General features: G+C 62.1%; 25 protein-coding genes and 1 pseudogene. 1 reads left to right on the top strand and 25 read right to left on the bottom strand.

Annotated elements, in window-relative coordinates; translation table 11 throughout:
- Nucleotides 1–19: 19 nt before the first annotated feature.
- From rplR to K1Y73_RS03345, 11 genes are all read right to left on the bottom strand, one after another.
- Nucleotides 20–379, bottom strand: coding sequence for a 50S ribosomal protein L18 (gene rplR / locus K1Y73_RS03395; protein WP_225026507.1), 360 nt, complete (start codon nucleotides 377–379; stop codon nucleotides 20–22).
- An 11-nt stretch (nucleotides 380–390) separates the two neighbouring features.
- Entirely contained in the window at nucleotides 391–924 is a 534-nt protein-coding gene (gene rplF / locus K1Y73_RS03390; protein WP_225026506.1) for a 50S ribosomal protein L6, read from the bottom strand.
- A 10-nt stretch (nucleotides 925–934) separates the two neighbouring features.
- Nucleotides 935–1,333, bottom strand: coding sequence for a 30S ribosomal protein S8 (rpsH, locus tag K1Y73_RS03385; protein ID WP_225026505.1), 399 nt, complete (start codon nucleotides 1,331–1,333; stop codon nucleotides 935–937).
- A 13-nt stretch (nucleotides 1,334–1,346) separates the two neighbouring features.
- Complete coding sequence (rpsN, locus tag K1Y73_RS03380) at nucleotides 1,347–1,652, bottom strand: 30S ribosomal protein S14 (protein WP_225026504.1); 306 nt, start codon at nucleotides 1,650–1,652, stop codon at nucleotides 1,347–1,349.
- 18 nt (nucleotides 1,653–1,670) lie between these two features.
- Nucleotides 1,671–2,228 (bottom strand): 50S ribosomal protein L5, encoded by a 558-nt coding sequence (gene rplE, locus K1Y73_RS03375; protein WP_225026503.1) that lies wholly within the window; start codon nucleotides 2,226–2,228, stop codon nucleotides 1,671–1,673.
- Nucleotides 2,228–2,533 carry a 50S ribosomal protein L24 gene (rplX, locus tag K1Y73_RS03370; protein ID WP_225026502.1) on the bottom strand — a complete coding sequence of 102 codons (306 nt, stop codon included), beginning with the start codon at nucleotides 2,531–2,533 and terminating at the stop codon, nucleotides 2,228–2,230. The genes rplE and rplX overlap by 1 nt, the downstream gene beginning before the upstream one ends.
- Nucleotides 2,533–2,901, bottom strand: coding sequence for a 50S ribosomal protein L14 (rplN, locus tag K1Y73_RS03365; RefSeq protein ID WP_023666245.1), 369 nt, complete (start codon nucleotides 2,899–2,901; stop codon nucleotides 2,533–2,535). The genes rplX and rplN overlap by 1 nt, the downstream gene beginning before the upstream one ends.
- A 66-nt stretch (nucleotides 2,902–2,967) precedes the next feature.
- Complete coding sequence (rpsQ, locus tag K1Y73_RS03360; protein ID WP_225026501.1) at nucleotides 2,968–3,207, bottom strand: 30S ribosomal protein S17; 240 nt, start codon at nucleotides 3,205–3,207, stop codon at nucleotides 2,968–2,970.
- A 10-nt stretch (nucleotides 3,208–3,217) separates the two neighbouring features.
- Nucleotides 3,218–3,418, bottom strand: coding sequence for a 50S ribosomal protein L29 (gene rpmC / locus K1Y73_RS03355; RefSeq protein WP_225026500.1), 201 nt, complete (start codon nucleotides 3,416–3,418; stop codon nucleotides 3,218–3,220).
- 192 nt (nucleotides 3,419–3,610) lie between these two features.
- Entirely contained in the window at nucleotides 3,611–4,240 is a 630-nt protein-coding gene (locus tag K1Y73_RS03350; protein WP_225026499.1) for an outer membrane protein, read from the bottom strand.
- A 68-nt stretch (nucleotides 4,241–4,308) separates the two neighbouring features.
- Nucleotides 4,309–4,932 (bottom strand): TIGR02466 family protein, encoded by a 624-nt coding sequence (locus tag K1Y73_RS03345; protein WP_225026498.1) that lies wholly within the window; start codon nucleotides 4,930–4,932, stop codon nucleotides 4,309–4,311.
- 153 nt (nucleotides 4,933–5,085) lie between these two features.
- Between K1Y73_RS03345 and K1Y73_RS03340 the strand changes: the two genes are divergently transcribed.
- Nucleotides 5,086–5,979: a hypothetical protein gene (locus tag K1Y73_RS03340; protein WP_225026497.1), complete on the top strand. Its 894-nt coding sequence runs from the start codon at nucleotides 5,086–5,088 to the stop codon at nucleotides 5,977–5,979.
- A 161-nt stretch (nucleotides 5,980–6,140) separates the two neighbouring features.
- Here the strand turns inward: K1Y73_RS03340 and rplP are convergent, their stop codons facing one another.
- From rplP to rpsL, 14 genes and pseudogenes are all read right to left on the bottom strand, one after another.
- Nucleotides 6,141–6,554, bottom strand: a complete 414-nt coding sequence (rplP, locus tag K1Y73_RS03335) for a 50S ribosomal protein L16 (protein ID WP_225026496.1) — start codon at nucleotides 6,552–6,554, stop codon at nucleotides 6,141–6,143.
- 13 nt (nucleotides 6,555–6,567) lie between these two features.
- On the bottom strand, nucleotides 6,568–7,299 hold the full coding sequence (gene rpsC / locus K1Y73_RS03330; protein ID WP_225026495.1) for a 30S ribosomal protein S3: 732 nt from the start codon (nucleotides 7,297–7,299) through the stop codon (nucleotides 6,568–6,570).
- The gene (gene rplV / locus K1Y73_RS03325; protein ID WP_225026494.1) at nucleotides 7,299–7,679 is read right to left on the bottom strand and encodes a 50S ribosomal protein L22; all 381 of its coding nucleotides are present in this window, start codon (nucleotides 7,677–7,679) and stop codon (nucleotides 7,299–7,301) included. Before rplV ends, rpsC begins: the two co-directional genes overlap by 1 nt.
- Nucleotides 7,680–7,682: 3 nt before the next feature.
- Nucleotides 7,683–7,961, bottom strand: coding sequence for a 30S ribosomal protein S19 (rpsS, locus tag K1Y73_RS03320; protein WP_225026493.1), 279 nt, complete (start codon nucleotides 7,959–7,961; stop codon nucleotides 7,683–7,685).
- A gap of 3 nt (nucleotides 7,962–7,964) precedes the next feature.
- Entirely contained in the window at nucleotides 7,965–8,804 is an 840-nt protein-coding gene (gene rplB / locus K1Y73_RS03315) for a 50S ribosomal protein L2 (protein WP_225026492.1), read from the bottom strand.
- Nucleotides 8,805–9,109: 305 nt separating this feature from the next.
- On the bottom strand, nucleotides 9,110–9,964 hold the full coding sequence (locus K1Y73_RS03310) for a hypothetical protein (protein WP_225026491.1): 855 nt from the start codon (nucleotides 9,962–9,964) through the stop codon (nucleotides 9,110–9,112).
- Nucleotides 9,965–10,112: 148 nt separating this feature from the next.
- The gene (locus tag K1Y73_RS03305; RefSeq protein WP_225026490.1) at nucleotides 10,113–10,409 is read right to left on the bottom strand and encodes a 50S ribosomal protein L23; all 297 of its coding nucleotides are present in this window, start codon (nucleotides 10,407–10,409) and stop codon (nucleotides 10,113–10,115) included.
- A complete protein-coding gene (rplD, locus tag K1Y73_RS03300) occupies nucleotides 10,406–11,026 on the bottom strand; it encodes a 50S ribosomal protein L4 (RefSeq protein ID WP_225026489.1) in 621 nt (206 codons plus the stop codon). The genes K1Y73_RS03305 and rplD overlap by 4 nt, the downstream gene beginning before the upstream one ends.
- Nucleotides 11,023–11,751: a 50S ribosomal protein L3 gene (gene rplC / locus K1Y73_RS03295; RefSeq protein WP_225026488.1), complete on the bottom strand. Its 729-nt coding sequence runs from the start codon at nucleotides 11,749–11,751 to the stop codon at nucleotides 11,023–11,025. The genes rplD and rplC overlap by 4 nt, the downstream gene beginning before the upstream one ends.
- 10 nt (nucleotides 11,752–11,761) lie before the next feature.
- The gene (rpsJ, locus tag K1Y73_RS03290) at nucleotides 11,762–12,070 is read right to left on the bottom strand and encodes a 30S ribosomal protein S10 (protein ID WP_225026487.1); all 309 of its coding nucleotides are present in this window, start codon (nucleotides 12,068–12,070) and stop codon (nucleotides 11,762–11,764) included.
- Nucleotides 12,071–12,139: 69 nt separating this feature from the next.
- Nucleotides 12,140–13,315, bottom strand: a complete 1,176-nt coding sequence (gene tuf, locus K1Y73_RS03285) for an elongation factor Tu (protein WP_225026466.1) — start codon at nucleotides 13,313–13,315, stop codon at nucleotides 12,140–12,142.
- 84 nt (nucleotides 13,316–13,399) lie between these two features.
- Nucleotides 13,400–15,517 carry an elongation factor G gene (gene fusA / locus K1Y73_RS03280; protein ID WP_225026486.1) on the bottom strand — a complete coding sequence of 706 codons (2,118 nt, stop codon included), beginning with the start codon at nucleotides 15,515–15,517 and terminating at the stop codon, nucleotides 13,400–13,402.
- A 9-nt stretch (nucleotides 15,518–15,526) separates the two neighbouring features.
- Entirely contained in the window at nucleotides 15,527–15,997 is a 471-nt protein-coding gene (gene rpsG, locus K1Y73_RS03275; protein WP_225026485.1) for a 30S ribosomal protein S7, read from the bottom strand.
- A 20-nt stretch (nucleotides 15,998–16,017) separates the two neighbouring features.
- Nucleotides 16,018–16,090, bottom strand: a pseudogene (gene rpsL / locus K1Y73_RS03270) (30S ribosomal protein S12); the annotation flags it as partial.

Genomic DNA, 16,090 nt, shown 5'->3' with positions numbered 1-16,090 from the left:
GAACCGCCCCCCGCAAGGATCAGAACTTCAGGCCGCCTTCACGGGCAGCCTCGGCCAAAGCCTTGATCTTGCCGTGAAACAGGAAGCCGCCGCGGTCGAAATAGCATTCTTCCACACCGGCCTTCTTGGCCCGTTCTGCGATCGCCGCGCCGACCTTGGCCGCCGCTTCGACATTGTTCTTGCCGACCACGCCCAGGTCTTTCTCCATGGACGAGGCAGCCGCCACCGTGACGCCCTTCACATCGTCGATCAGCTGGACCGAGATGTTCTTGGACGAGCGATGCACGGATAGGCGCAGACGGCCCGCCGACATCGACTTGATCTTGTTCCGGACGCGCAGGCGGCGCTTCAGGAACAGCTCGCGTTTGTTCAAAGCCATTTTTGCGCCCCTTACTTCTTCTTGCCTTCCTTGCGGAAGATGAATTCGCCCTTGTAGCGGATGCCCTTGCCCTTATAGGGCTCGGGTTGACGCCATTCGCGGATATTCGCCGCGACCTGGCCCACCTGCTGCTGGTCGATGCCCTCGACGACGATTTCCGTCGGCTTCGGCGAGGTGATGGTCACCCCCTTCGGCACGTCGAAATTCACCTCATGCGAGAAGCCAAGCGAAAGCTTCAGGACATTGCCGGCCATGGCGGCGCGGAAACCGACGCCCTGGATTTCCAGCTCTTTCTTGAAGCCCGTGCTGACACCCGTCACCAGGTTGTCGATCATCGAGCGGGTCATGCCCCATTGCTGGCGGGCACGCTTGGACAGGCCACGCGGGGTCACCTTGACGGCTTCGCCCTCGATGGTCAGCGTCACGTCGTCGCCTGCGGTGAAGCTGCGGGTGCCTTTCGGCCCCTTCACTTCGATGGTCTGACCGCTGATCGAGGCGGTAACGCCTTTGGTCAGCGCGACGGGTTTCTTGCCGATACGAGACATTCCACCCTCCTCAGAACACGGTGCAAAGCACTTCGCCGCCAACATTGGCAGCGCGCGCATTCGCATCCGACATGACGCCCTTCGGCGTGGAGACGATCGACACACCCAGGCCATTGCGGACCGAGGGGATGTCCTTGACGCCCATATACACGCGACGGCCCGGCTTCGAGACCCGCTTCAGTTCGCGGATGACCGGTTCGCCTTCGTAATACTTGAGCGAGATGGTGAATTCGCCCTGACCGTTCGAAGTGTCGGCCTTTTCATAGCCGCGGATGTAGCCTTCGGACAGCAGGACGTCCAGAACGCGGGCGCGCAGCGTCGAGGCGGGCGTGGCCACCGTCGACTTGCCGCGCAGCTGCGCGTTGCGGATGCGGGTCAGCATATCGCCGATCGGATCGTTCATCGACATGATCCCCTCTCCCTTACCAGCTCGACTTGACCATGCCGGGGATCTGGCCGAACGAGGCCAGTTCGCGCAGCATGATCCGCGAGAGTTTCAACTTGCGATAGAAGGCATGCGGGCGGCCGGTCAGCTGGCAGCGGTTGTGCATGCGCACGGCGGACGAGTTGCGCGGCATTTCGGCCAGCTTCAGCGTCGCCTTGAAACGTTCTTCCATCGGCTTGGTTTGGTCGTAGATCACCGCCTTCAGCGCGGCCCGCTTCGAAGCATGCTGCTTCGTCAGCTTGGCGCGCTTCACTTCGCGGTTCACCATGGATTTCTTAGCCATATCTCAGGGTCCTCGCGATCAGGCGTTGAAGGGCATGTTGAAATGCTTCAACAGCGCCTTGGCTTCCGCATCGGTCTTCGCGGTGGTGCAGATGATGATGTCCATGCCCAGGATCTCATCGACCTTGTCGAAGTCGATTTCCGGGAACACGATGTGTTCCTTCAGACCCATGGCAAAGTTCCCGCGGCCGTCGAACGCAGGCTTCACGCCGCGGAAGTCCCGCACGCGCGGCAGCGCCACGTTGACCAGACGGTCAAGGAATTCATACATCCGGTCGCCACGCAGGGTGACCTTGCAGCCCAGAGGCATTTCTTCACGAACGCGGAAGGTCGCGATCGACTTGCGGGCCTTGGTGATCACGGCCTTCTGACCGGCGATCAGCGACAGTTCCTCGGAGGCCTGCTTGACCTTCTTGGTGTCCTTGACCGCTTCGCCGACGCCCATGTTCAGGACGATCTTGTCCAGACGCGGGATCTGCATGTCGTTCTTGTAGGCGAACTCTTCTTTCAGAGCAGCCCGCATCGTCGACTTGTAGGCCGCCTTCAGGCGGGGGGTGTATTCGACAGCATCAAGCATCAGATCGCCTCCCCGGTGGTCTTGGCGTAGCGGACCTTCTTGTCGCCCTCGACGCGGAAGCCGACGCGGGTCGCCTTGCCGTTCTTGTCCAGAAGCGCCAGGTTCGACAGGTCGATCGGCATCGCCTGCGGAATGCGGCCGCCTTGCGACTGGGCCGATTGCTTGGTGTGACGGATGGCGACATTCACGCCTTCGACGACGGCCTTGTTGTCCTTGGGCGAGACCGAGGTGATCGACCCCTGCTTGCCCTTGTCCTTGCCGGTCAGCACGACGACGGTATCACCCTTCTTGAGCTTGGCAGCCATTACAGCACCTCCGGCGCAAGCGAGATGATCTTCATGAAGTTCTTCGCACGCAGCTCGCGCACGACCGGCCCGAAGATACGGGTGCCGACAGGTTCGCCCTGATTGTTCAGGATGACGGCGGCGTTGCGGTCGAAACGGATCGAGGTGCCGTCTTCACGGCGGACTTCCTTGGCGGTGCGAACGACAACGGCCTTGCGGACGTCACCCTTCTTCACGCGGCCCTTCGGAATCGCTTCCTTCACCGACACCACGATGATGTCGCCGACCGAAGCATAACGGCGGTGCGAACCGCCAAGAACCTTGATGCACTGCACCCGGCGCGCGCCGGAGTTGTCAGCGACATCCAGATTCGTCTGCATCTGGATCATTGGTCTTCTCCCGACCTTCGGGGACGCGCTCGCCGCGCCCCGGGGTTTCGTTTAGATCGTTGTCACTTACGCTTGCGCGTCGGTCACAACGGTCCAGCGTTTCGTTTTCGAGATGGGGGCGCATTCCTCGATGCGGACCACGTCGCCCACCTTGTAGGTATTGTGCTCGTCATGAGCGCGATACTTCTTCGACTTCCGCACCGTCTTCTGCAGCAGCGGGTGCTTGAAGCGGCGTTCGACCAGCACGGTGATGGTCTGGGCGTTCTTGTCCGAGGTGACAGTGCCCTGAAGGATACGTTTCGGCATAGTGTTCCCCTTACTTCGCGGCTTCAGCGGCTTTTTGGTTGAGGACCGTCTTGATGCGGGCGACGTCACGGCGGACGGCACGCATGCGGGCGGTGTTCTCAAGCTGGTTGGTCGCCTGTTGGAAGCGCAGGTTGAACGCCTCTTTCTTCAGGGCAACCAGGCTGTCGCGCAGCTGGTCGGGGGTCTTGGTCTTCAATTCCTTGGCGTCCATCGCCAATCTTCCTTTTCACAATCGCCAGACGGCCCCTGTTTTGCAGGGTCACCGAGAACCTGGCGGATCAATGACAAACCGACGAATCCGAGTCGCCCCGGATCCGTGGATGGGGCCGTATAGGGGGGAAGGGTCGCGGAAGCAAGCGGGAAGTTGACTGCGCTGCCCGCTGCGCCGCCGAGGCCTGCGGATTCAGAACCGCATGCTGATGCGCAGACCGATCACGCTTGGCCGCGCCGAGAACCCTGCTCCCGAGCCGCCCGAGGACAGATCGTATTCCGTATAGCTGACGCCCAGGGCCATGTGATCGCTGATCTGGTAATCCAGCCCGATGCCATAGGCCAGCCCGTTGAACCTGTGCGAGGCGCCATCCACGTCAAACTCGGTGCTGGCCACGCCAAGCCGGGCATAGACCAGTGCATCGCGCCAGGCATAACCAAGCCGCCCCGACAGCTCGATCAAAGGCGCGCTGCTGGTGTCGGCACCTTCGACGCTTGCCTCCATCGTCTTGGCATAGGTGAGCTCCACGCCATAGACGAGATGGCCCTTCTGGGCGTTGATCCCCGCGAAGCCGCCCGCCGCCGCGCCGTCCAAATCCAGATCGTCCAGCCCATCGGCCAGCGACACCCCGATCTTGCCGTAGCCAAGGCCCGCATAGAACCCGGACCAGTCGGCGATGGGGTCTTGGATCAACGGCGGCGGCAGCGGCGCGCCATCTTCTGGGGCAAGGACCGGGCCCCCGGCCAGAGCCGGGGCTGCGGCAATGATCAGCGCCGCAACTGCGGCAACCTGGCGAGACATCGAGACGCGGGTCTGGGGCATGACGATTGTCCTTCTACCTGAGGACAAGTCACAGAGCCGTGTTTCGGTTCCCCCTTAAGGGCCGCCGGTCACGCCCAGCCGTAATTGAAGCTGACCGAGATCCGCTCTTCCTCGGACATGTTCATCGGCACTTCATGCCGCAGCCAGCTTTCCCACAGCAGCACATCGCCCACGTTCGGCGCGACATAGTGGAAGCGCTGGCGGTCCTCGCCGGCATTCTTCCGAACCAAAGGCGCGGTCATCATCATCGGCAGCCGCGGGTCTTCCAGCTTCAGGGCCCCTGCCCCATCCGGCATCGCCACATAGGTCGTGCCCGAGATCACCGAATGCGGGTGGATATGGCTGGAATGGGTGCCGCCCTCGGGCAGGATGTTGATCCACAGCCCGTTGCATTTCAGCTTCTTGCCCTGCAGGTCGAAGCCCAGATCGTCGCAGAAGGCCGCGACATGCTTGTCGATCGCCTTCTCCAGATCGGCAAAGATCGGAAAGCGCCAGGGCAGGTCGTTCAGCGACGAGTAGGAGGTATAGCCCGGATAGCCATTCGCCTCGCACCAGTCCTGCCCGGCCTCGTCATCCTCGGCGATGGCTTCGCAAGAGGCGTGAAGCTCGGCATAGTCGACCTTTTTCTTCGCCAGCTCGTTCAAGGCGGCGCGATAGAGGCGGGTGACGAAAAGCGAGGTGATCTCGGCCATGGCGGGCTCCTGCGACTGGGCAGAAGCGGCCTAGCAGGAACTCACGCGCCACGAAAGCCAAGAGCGGGCGGCCGCGTCAGAATCCCTTTCGGTCGCTTGACAGGCGATCAGCGGCATTTGAGTTTCAAAATCACCAGTGTGTAGGAGGTGACGGTGCTTGAGATTCTGATGTTCTCGGTTCTGGGCTGCGCCGCGGTCGCGGGGTTGATCAGTGAAGCGCAGAAGGATGATGACGAGGAGGATGACAATCCCCCGCCCGAGCCCAGCCGCGACGATCAGATCGAGCTTACCTTCAATCCAGAGACCTATGGACGCGTCGACGTATCCTCGGGCGCCGGCAATGACACTATCACCGTATCCGACAGTGACCTCTTGCTCTTCGGTTCGATCGATGCCGGAGGTGGGGATGACACGATTGTCGTGCCCCACTTCGACGGCCAGATTGCGGGTGGTGAAGGAAACGACCAGATCGAATCCTCGGGCTACGGGCTGAACATTTCGGGCGGGGGTGGAGACGATACGATCATCGGCGCCGGCGAAGATGGCTCTGTCAGCTCTGGCGATGACGGAAACGACGTTCTGCAGATCGATTTCAGTGCGGGTCTGCAGGAAGGCGCAGGGGTGTACGGCGGCGACGGCGACGACACCCTGTCGGTCGTGGTGAGATATGATGACTCTCACTTGTCGGATCCACCCCGGCTGTACGGTGGCGACGGCGAAGACCTGTTCGAGGTCGCTTTGAACGACGTGAACCCGTTCTTCGCGGAACCTGACGTAGGTCCGGTGGATAGCGGCGCAACGGTGGTGCAGATTGAAGACTTCAACCCCGCCGAGGATGCGCTGTCCATCCTTCTGCCGCCGGGCTCGGCCGAGGCCTATAACGGGGCTCGCCTGGAAAGCAGCGGCAACGACACGCTGATCGTGCTGCTTTACGAGCAGATCGCCGAAGACGACAGTCTGGTCGAGACCGAGGTCCGCATCAATCTGCAGGGCGTGACCGGGCTGGACCTGTCGGATGTGGTCATTGAAACCGCGACGGCCGCCTGAGCCGCGCCGGGGGCAACGCCCGCCCTGCCGCGCCTTTGCCCGACCCCAAGGAAAAGGCCCCCGCCGTCGCCGGCAGGGGCCAATTCTCTCAACCGGGTGCCGGCCCGCGGAGTTCCGGGGAAATCCGCTTTGCCGCACCGGGTTTGCCTTGCGGCGAGGTCTTACCAGTCTTCCTTCGCGACGATGCGCGAGGTGACCGGCAGTTTCATCGCGCCCAGACGCAGGGCTTCACGCGCGATGTCTTCGGCAACGCCGTCGATCTCGAACATGATCCGGCCGGGCTTCACTTTGCAGGCCCAATAATCCACCGAACCCTTACCCGAGCCCATCCGGACTTCGACCGGCTTGGCCGAGACCGGAACGTCCGGGAAAATGCGGATCCAGACCCGGCCCTGACGCTTCATGTGGCGGGTGATCGCGCGGCGGGCCGCTTCGATCTGCCGCGCGGTGACGCGCTCGGGCTCGGTCGCCTTCAGGGCGAAGGAGCCGAAGTTCAGCAGGAACCCACCCTTGGCTTCGCCATGGATGCGGCCCTTGTGCATCTTGCGGTATTTGGTGCGCTTCGGTTGCAGCATCTTCAGTTACTCCTTACGCGCGTTCGCGGTCGCGGTCGCCACGTTCGCGACGCGGACCGCGCGGACCGGGGGCATCGGCAGCTTCGGCGAGACGACGGTCATGCGCTTGCGGATCATGCTCAAGGATCTCGCCCTTGAAGATCCAGACCTTGACGCCGATGATCCCATAGGGGGTTTCGGCTTCCGACAGCGCATAGTCGATATCGGCCCGCAGGGTATGCAGCGGCACGCGGCCTTCGCGATACCATTCGGTCCGAGCGATTTCAGCCCCGCCCAGACGGCCACCGACATTCACACGGATGCCCAGGGCACCCATGCGCATCGCGTTCTGCACGCCGCGCTTCATGGCGCGACGGAACGAGACGCGACGTTCCATCTGCTGGGCGATCGATTCGGCCACCAGCTGGGCGTCGATTTCCGGCTTGCGCACTTCGACGATGTTCAGATGCAGTTCCGACTTGGTGAAGGCGGCCAGCTTCTTGCGCAGGGTCTCGATATCGGCGCCCTTCTTGCCGATGATCACGCCCGGACGCGCAGTGTGGATCGTCACGCGGCACTTCTTGTGCGGCCGCTCGATGATCACCTTCGACACGCCGGCCTGCTTGACTTCCTTGTGGATGAATTCGCGCATCCGCAGGTCTTCAAGCAGAAGGTTGCCGTAGTCCTTCGAATCGGCGAACCAGCGGCTGTCCCAGGTCCGGTTGACCTGAAGACGCATCCCGATCGGGTTGACCTTCTGTCCCATTATGCCGACTCCCCGGTCTGACGCACCTTGATGGTGATTTCGCTGAACGGCTTCATGATCTTGCCGAACCGGCCCCGCGCCCGCGGACGGCCACGCTTCATCACCAGGTTCTTGCCGACCCAGGCCTCGGCGACGATCAGGCTGTCGACGTCCAGGTTATGGTTGTTCTCGGCATTCGCAATGGCCGATTGCAGGCACTTCTTCACGTCGCCCGCGATGCGGCGCTTCGAGAAGGTCAGGTCCGCAAGGGCCTTTTCCACCTTCTTGCCGCGGATCATCCCGGCAACCAGGTTCAGCTTCTGCGGGCTGGTGCGCAGCATCCGCAGCACCGCCATCGCTTCGTTGTCCGCCACGCGGCGGGGGTTGTTGTCCGCACCCATGGCTTACTTCCTCTTGGCTTTCTTGTCGGCAGCGTGACCGTAATAGGTCCGGGTCGGCGAATATTCACCGAACTTCTGGCCGATCATGTCTTCGGTAACCGCGACGGGAACATGCTTCTTGCCGTTGTAGACGGCGAAGGTCAGGCCCACGAATTGCGGCAGGATGGTGGAACGGCGCGACCAGATCTTGATCACTTCGTTCTTGCCCGAGGATTTCGCAGCTTCGGCCTTCTTCAGGACGTAGCCGTCGACGAACGGGCCCTTCCAGATGGAACGTGCCATGGATTAGCGCCCCTTCTTCTTGGCGTGACGCGAACGGACGATGAACTTGTCCGTGGTCTTGTTGGTGCGCGTCCGGTTGCCCTTGGTGCCCTTGCCCCACGGGGTAACCGGGTGACGGCCACCCGAGGTCCGGCCTTCACCACCACCATGCGGGTGGTCGATCGGGTTCATCGCAACGCCGCGCACCGTCGGGCGGATGCCCTTGTAACGCATACGGCCGGCCTTGCCGAAGTTCTGGTTCGAGTTGTCGGGGTTCGACACGGCACCGATGGTGGCCATGCATTCCTGACGGACCAGACGCAGCTCGCCCGAGGACAGGCGGATCTGCGCATAAGACCCGTCGCGACCGACGAATTGCGCATAGGTCCCGGCGGCGCGGGCCAGCTGGCCACCCTTGCCGGGCTTGAGTTCGACATTGTGGACGATCGTGCCGATCGGCATGCCCGAGAAGGGCATCGCATTGCCGGGCTTCACGTCGACCTTGGCGCCGGCGACGATGCTGTCGCCCACGGCCAGACGCTGCGGGGCGAGGATATAGGCCAGTTCGCCATCCTCATACTTCACCAGCGCGATGAAGCCCGTGCGGTTGGGGTCATATTCGATCCGCTCGACGATCGCGGCCATGTCCCATTTGCGACGCTTGAAGTCCACAACGCGGTACAGACGCTTCGCGCCCCCGCCCTGGTGGCGCACCGTGACCCGTCCGGTATTGTTCCGGCCGCCTTGCGAAATCAAACCCTCGGTGAGGGCTTTCACAGGCCGGCCTTTCCACAGCTCCGAACGGTCGATCAGAACCAGCCCGCGCTGGCCAGGCGTCGTCGGCTTATACGACTTGAGTGCCATGTTTCCTGTCTTCCGTTTGCTTCAGGACCGTCACCTGGCCGTTGCCGGCCGGGGTGAAGATCCGGGGTTAAGGGCTCCGAAGATCCCCGGTTCGTCTGTTCGAGCCGGTGAGCAGGTCACCGGAACGAACAAACCACAAGCCCCGGACGAATCCGGGGCTTCTGGCGTGGCGGTGCAGTAGCAGAAGGGGGACGGGGGGGCAATGGGGGAAGTGAGGGTTTCCGATGAGATGCAAGCGATGAACGCACTAAGCTCGCAACCGAAAACCAGTCGACCGAAATGATACGAGGGACGGACTAACGCCTTTAACCGAACGCGTAGCACCGTACATCAAACGCTTCAGCAAAGAGTCGGATAATCTCGATAGCATCATACAATGAATTTGGCTCTAGCCTCTCAGCGCCTTTCGCTGATTGGACCCTCTGAAAGACTGGCGCTGCAAGATCACTCCTACCCGTGGATTCTAGAATTGTCGCGGCAGTTGCCTTCAAGTGATCATCGAGCGACAGCTCGTCGTTCGCCTCCATCCCACGTAAAATAATCTTTTCAATCGGCTCACCTTCGATCCCAACCACGTCAGAATGACCTTTGCCAACAAAGCCGTTTGCGATGTAAGTATAGCGTCCATGACCCGTGAGCTTGGCGACACTTGCCATATTGCTTCGGCCTACAACTGCCATCTTTTCCACATGCAACCATAGATCCGCCACCTGCCAGAAAGCCGGGCTTGCGTAGATAGTGGCAGCTCGCCCCGCACTGTGCGCTTCGATGTTTTCGAGTGCCTCCTGCTGGTGAGGCGTCGTTGCATACCGATAGTAACTCTGTCCCCAATGAGACCACTCTTTTGCCCGATGCGAATTGATGAATTCGGGCCTCTTAAATTGGACAAAAAGATTAAACTTGAACTTGGGCATGTATGATGCCGCTATCGCACCCGCTTTATTGAACTCGCTGATCTCTGCCCCAGTCAGCCGCTCACGGCGACTTCTCCTAAAGTAAGGTCCGAACTTGTGGAACCATTCAAAAGGCAGGAGAAACGCCTCGTCGAAACCTAGCGAAGCCTCATCGACCTGATCGGGGGAGAATGTTACATTGGTTAATCGAGCCAGTTCGTGGCCAAAATATTTCTCGTAGGTCTTTTCTTTGAACTGAATATCCACGTCAATGTCTCATGCGCAAGCCACAGAGCCGCAACCTAGCCCACCGGAGTTACAAGGTCCACCGGAAGCACTTCTCATCCTGCCCGCCATAAACCAAAAAAGCCCCCGCCTTTCGGCAGGGGCTCTTTCTTTTCACCTGAACGTCCGCTCAGAGGCCGGTCGACACGTCGATCGTGTGGCCTTCTTCAAGCGACACATAGGCCTTCTTCTTGTCGCTGCGCTCGCCGGCGCGGCCGCGGAACTTCTTGGCCTTGCCCTTGGTGATGGTGGTGTTCACCGCCTTCACCTTGACGCCGAAGACGGCCTCGACCGCCTCCTTGATCTGGGGCTTGGTCGCATCCATGGCAACCTGGAACACAACCGCACCAGCTTCCGAGGCCATGGTGGCCTTTTCGGTGATGATCGGCTTCTTGATCAGGTCGTAATGTTCGGGCTTCGCGCTCATTTCAGTCGCGCCTCCAGGGCTTCGACACCGGCCTTCGTGATCACCAGGATGTCACGCTTCAGGATGTCATACACGTTTGCGCCGATGGTCGGCAGCACGTCGACGCCATCAAGGTTGCGGGCCGCCAGCGCGAAATTCGCGTCGACCGCCGCCCCGTCGATGACCAGGGCGCGCTTCCAGCCCAGTTCCTTCACGGTCTTGGCCAGCTGCGCGGTCTTGGCATCGGCCAGCGTGGCCGCGTCCAGGATCACCAGCTCGCCCGCGCGCGCCTTGGCCGACAGCGCATGGCGCAGGCCCAGGGCACGGAACTTCTTCGGCAGGTCATGGGCATGCGACCGCGGGGTCGGGCCCTTGTAGACGCCACCATGACGGAAGATCGGCGCCTTCTTCGACCCGTGGCGTGCGCCGCCGGTGCCCTTCTGGCGATAGATCTTCTTGGTCGAGTAGCTCACGTCCGACTTGCCCAGCGTCGAATGGGTGCCGGCCTGGGCCTTGGCCCGCTGCCAGCGCACCACGCGGTGCAGGATGTCGGCGCGCGGTTCCAGACCGAACAGCGCCTCGTCCAGCTCGATCGAGCCGGCCTTGCCGCCGTCAAGCTTGATCACATCGAGTTTCATGCTTCACCCCCTTCGACCGCAACTTCCGCGGCCGGAGCAGCTTCGACGGCCGCAGCGCGGATCGCCGCCGGACGCGGGGCGTCCTTGGCTTCCGGCTTCTTGACCGCATCCTTCACGGTGACCCAGCCGCCAGCAGCGCCCGGGACAGCCCCCTTGACCATGATCAGGCCGCGGTCCGCATCGGTGCGGATGACCTGCAGGTTCTGGGTGGTGACACGGACGGCGCCCAGATGGCCGGCCATCTTCTTGCCCTTGAACACCTTGCCGGGGTCCTGGCACTGGCCGGTCGAGCCGTGCGAACGGTGCGAGATCGACACACCGTGCGAGGCCCGCAGACCGCCGAAGTTGTGCCGCTTCATCGCACCGGCAAAACCCTTACCGATCGAGGTGCCGGCCACGTCGACGAACTGGCCTTCCAGATAGTGGTTGGCGGTGATTTCCGCGCCCACATCAATCAGGCAATCCGGGGTGACCCGGAATTCGGCCAGCTTGCGCTTCGGGGCCACCGAGGCCTTGGCGAAGTGGCCACGCTGGGCGGCCGTGGTGCGCGAGACCTTGGCCGTGCCCGCGCCCAGCTGGACGGCGGTATAGCCATCCTTGTCGGCGGTGCGTTGGGCCACGACCTGCAGATTGTCGAGCTGAAGAACGGTCACAGGAATCTGCTTGCCGTCTTCCATGAACAGCCGGGTCATGCCCAGCTTCTTTGCGATAACGCCAGAACGCATGGGTGCCTCCTCAGACCTTGATCTCGACGTCCACGCCCGCGGCGAGGTCGAGCTTCATCAGCGCGTCCACGGTTTGCGGGGTCGGATCGACGATGTCGAGCAGACGCTTATGCGTACGGATTTCCCACTGGTCGCGCGACTTCTTGTCGATATGCGGGCCGCGGAGAACGGTGAACTTTTCGATCCGGTTCGGCAGCGGGATCGGGCCGCGCACTTGCGCGCCGGTCCGCTTGGCCGTGTTAACGATTTCCTGCGTCGAGGCATCCAGGACGCGGTAATCGAAGGCTTTCAGCCGGATGCGGATGGTCTGACCTTGCATCTTGTTGGTTTCCTTCGGGGGTCACAAATAGGAACGGGCGCGCTTAACGCGCGCCCGCGGGGAAGTCAATCAGGCGATGATCTTCGAGACGACGCCGGCGCCAACCGTACGGCCGCCTTCACGGATGGCGAAGCGCAGCTTCTCTTCCATCGCGATCGGGGCGATCAGCTCGACGACGAACTTCAGGTTGTCGCCCGGCATCACCATCTCGGTGCCTTCCGGCAGCTGAACGGTCCCGGTCACGTCCGTGGTGCGGAAGTAGAATTGCGGGCGGTAGTTCGCGAAGAACGGCGTGTGACGGCCGCCTTCTTCCTTGGTCAGGATGTAGGCCTCGGCTTCGAACTTGGTGTGCGGCTTGACCGAACCGGGCTTGCACAGCACCTGGCCACGTTCCACGCCTTCACGGTCGACGCCACGCAGCAGCGCGCCGATATTGTCGCCGGCTTCGCCGCGGTCCAGCAGCTTGCGGAACATTTCCACGCCGGTGCAGACCGACTTCTTGGTGTCGCGGATGCCGACGATTTCGACTTCGTCGCCAACGTTGATCACGCCGCGTTCCACACGACCGGTCACCACGGTGCCGCGGCCCGAGATCGAGAACACGTCTTCGATCGGCATCAGGAAGGGCTGATCCACGGCGCGGGCCGGGGTCGGGATGTATTCGTCAACCGCCGCCAGCAGCGCACGGACCGAATCTTCGCCAATGTCCTTGCGCTCGCCGATCAGCGCCTGATGGGCCGAGCCCTTGATGATCGGAATGTCGTCGCCCGGATATTCGTAGGACGACAGCAGCTCGCGGATTTCCATCTCGACGAGTTCCAGCAGTTCCGGATCGTCGACCAGGTCGACCTTGTTCATGTAGACGACCATGTAGGGGATGCCCACCTGACGGCCGAGCAGGATATGCTCGCGCGTCTGCGGCATCGGGCCGTCCGACGAGGCCACAACCAGGATCGCGCCGTCCATCTGGGCGGCACCGGTGATCATGTTCTTCACATAGTCGGCGTGGCCGGGGCAGTCGACGTGCGCGTAGTGGCGGTTCGCGGTTTCATACTCGACATGGGCGGTCGAGATGGTGATGCCGCGGGCCCGCTCTTCCGGGGCGCCGTCGATCTGGTCATAGGCGCGGAACTCGCCGAAATACTTCGTGATCGCCGCCGTCAGCGTCGTCTTGCCGTGGTCGACGTGACCGATCGTGCCGATGTTCACATGCGGCTTGGTGCGTTCAAACTTGGCCTTGGCCATGGGGATCTCTCCTCTGCGTTTCGATGTGCCGGGCGCGGGCCCGGCCTACGGGGCGGTAGGGCGGGGTTCACCCCGCCACACCGATCAAGCGTATTTCTTCTGGATCTCTTGCGAGATGTTCTCGGGGACCGCGTCGTAATGGTCGAACTGCATCGTGAACACCGCACGGCCCGAGGACATCGAGCGCAGGTTGTTGATGTAGCCGAACATGTTCGCCAGCGGCACCATGCAGTTGATGACATTCGCGTTGCCGCGGGTGTCTTGCCCCTGCACCATGCCCCGACGCGAGGTCAGGTCACCGATGATCGAGCCGGTATATTCTTCCGGCGTCACCACTTCGACCTTCATGATCGGTTCCAGAAGCTTCGCGCCGGCCTTCTTCAGACCTTCGCGCATCGCAGCGCGCGAGGCGATTTCGAAGGCCAGAACCGACGAGTCGACGTCGTGGAACGCACCGTCAACCAGCGCGACCTTGAAGTCGATGACCGGGAAGCCCGCCAGCGGACCCGAATCCATGACCGACTTGATGCCCTTTTCGACGCCGGGGATGTATTCCTTCGGCACCGCGCCACCGACGATCTTCGATTCGAACGAGTAGCCCTCGCCCGGTTCCGTCGGGGTGATCTGCAGCTTGACGCGGGCGAACTGGCCCGTACCGCCGGTCTGCTTCTTGTGGGTATAGTCGATCTCGTGCGCGCTCGAGATGGTCTCGCGATAGGCCACTTGCGGGGCGCCGATATTCGCCTCGACCTTGAACTCCCGCTTCATGCGGTCGACCAGGATGTCGAGGTGAAGTTCGCCCATGCCCTTCATGATGGTCTGGCCCGATTCCAGATCGGTCTCGACGCGGAAGGACGGGTCTTCGGCAGCCAGGCGCGCCAGGGCAAGGCCCATCTTCTCCTGGTCGGCCTTCGACTTCGGCTCCACGGCGATTTCGATCACCGGCTCCGGGAAGGTCATGGTTTCCAGAACCACCTGATTGTTCGGGTCACACAGCGTGTCGCCCGTGGTGGTTTCCTTCAGACCCGCCAGCGCGATGATGTCGCCCGCGAAGGCTTCGTCGATTTCCTCGCGGTTGATGGCGTGCATCATCATCATCCGGCCGACGCGTTCCTTGCGCCCCTTGGTCGAGTTGACCATCTGGTCACCCTTCTTCAGGACGCCCGAATAGATCCGGGTGAAGGTCAGCGAGCCGACGAAGGGGTCGTTCATGATCTTGAACGCCAGACCGGCGAAGGGCTGGGCATCATCGGCCGAACGGGCGATGTTACGGGTTTCCGTCTCGTCGCCGGGCTTGAAGCCCATATAGGCCGGCACGTCCATCGGCGAAGGCAGATAGTCGATGACCGAGTTCAGCACCATCTGCACGCCCTTGTTCTTGAAGGACGAACCGGCGGTGACCGGAACGAAGGCCATGGACAGCGTGCCCTTGCGGATCAGCGCGCGCAGGGTCGCCTCGTCGGGCTCGTTGCCCTCGAGATAGGCTTCCATCGCGACATCGTCCTGCTCGACAGCCAGTTCAAGCAGCTTGCCGCGCCATTCTTCGGCCACGTCCTTCAGCTCGTCACGGATCGGGCGGATGTCCCAGGCGGCGCCCAGGTCTTCGCTGTGATAGACCCATTCCTGCATCAGCACGAGGTCGACAACGCCTTCCAGCTTGTCCTCGGCGCCGATCGGCAAGGCGATCGGGCACGGGGTCGCGCCGGTGCGGTCCTTGATCATCTGGACGCACTTGAAGAAGTCGGCACCGATCTTGTCCATCTTGTTGACATAGACGATGCGCGGCACCTTGTAGCGGTCAGCCTGACGCCAGACGGTTTCGGTCTGCGGCTCGACGCCGGCATTGGCGTCCAGCAGGCAGACGGCACCGTCAAGAACGGCCAGCGAACGCTCGACTTCGATGGTGAAGTCGACGTGTCCGGGGGTGTCGATGATGTTGAAGCGGTGCTTCGGCGAGGTCGGGGTCTTACCGTCGATGGTCTTTTCCCAGAACGTCGTCGTGGCGGCCGAGGTGATGGTGATCCCCCGTTCCTGCTCTTGCTCCATCCAGTCCATCGTCGCGGCGCCGTCATGGACTTCGCCGATCTTGTGGGACTTGCCGGTGTAGTAGAGGATCCGCTCGGTCGTCGTGGTCTTGCCCGCGTCGATATGGGCCATGATCCCGAAGTTGCGGTAGAGGTTCAGCGGGTAGTCGCGTGCCATGTTGTCCTCTTACCAGCGATAATGGCTGAACGCCTTGTTCGCGTCGGCCATCTTGTGAGTGTCTTCGCGCTTCTTCACCGCGGTGCCGCGGTTGTTCACCGCATCGGCCAGCTCGGCGGCCAGGCGCTCTTCCATGGTGTTCTCGTTGCGCTTGCGGGCGGCCGCGATCAGCCAGCGGATCGCCAGGGCTTCGCGACGCTCGGTGCGCACTTCGACCGGAACCTGGTAGGTGGCACCGCCGACGCGACGCGAGCGCACTTCGACCGAAGGCTTCACATTGTCGAGCGCTTCGTGGAACAGCACGACCGGCTCGCGCTTCAGGCGGCCCTGGACGCGCTCAAGCGCGCCATAGACGATGGTCTCCGCGACAGACTTCTTGCCGTCGAGCATCAGGTTGTTCATGAATTTGGTGATGACGCGGTCGCCATATTTGGCGTCCGGGAGAACTTCGCGCTTCTCTGCGGCGTGACGACGGGACATGTTCCGTTACCTCTCCTGGATCACTTCGGACGCTTGGCGCCGTATTTCGAACGACGCTGACGACGGTCTTTGACGCCTTGGGTATCCAGCACA

Source organism: Xinfangfangia pollutisoli, from assembly GCF_020179405.1.
GTDB lineage: Bacteria > Pseudomonadota > Alphaproteobacteria > Rhodobacterales > Rhodobacteraceae > Pseudogemmobacter > Pseudogemmobacter pollutisoli.
Note: the sequence above shows the minus strand (reverse complement) of the source record. Positions and strands in the feature narration are given on the sequence as shown.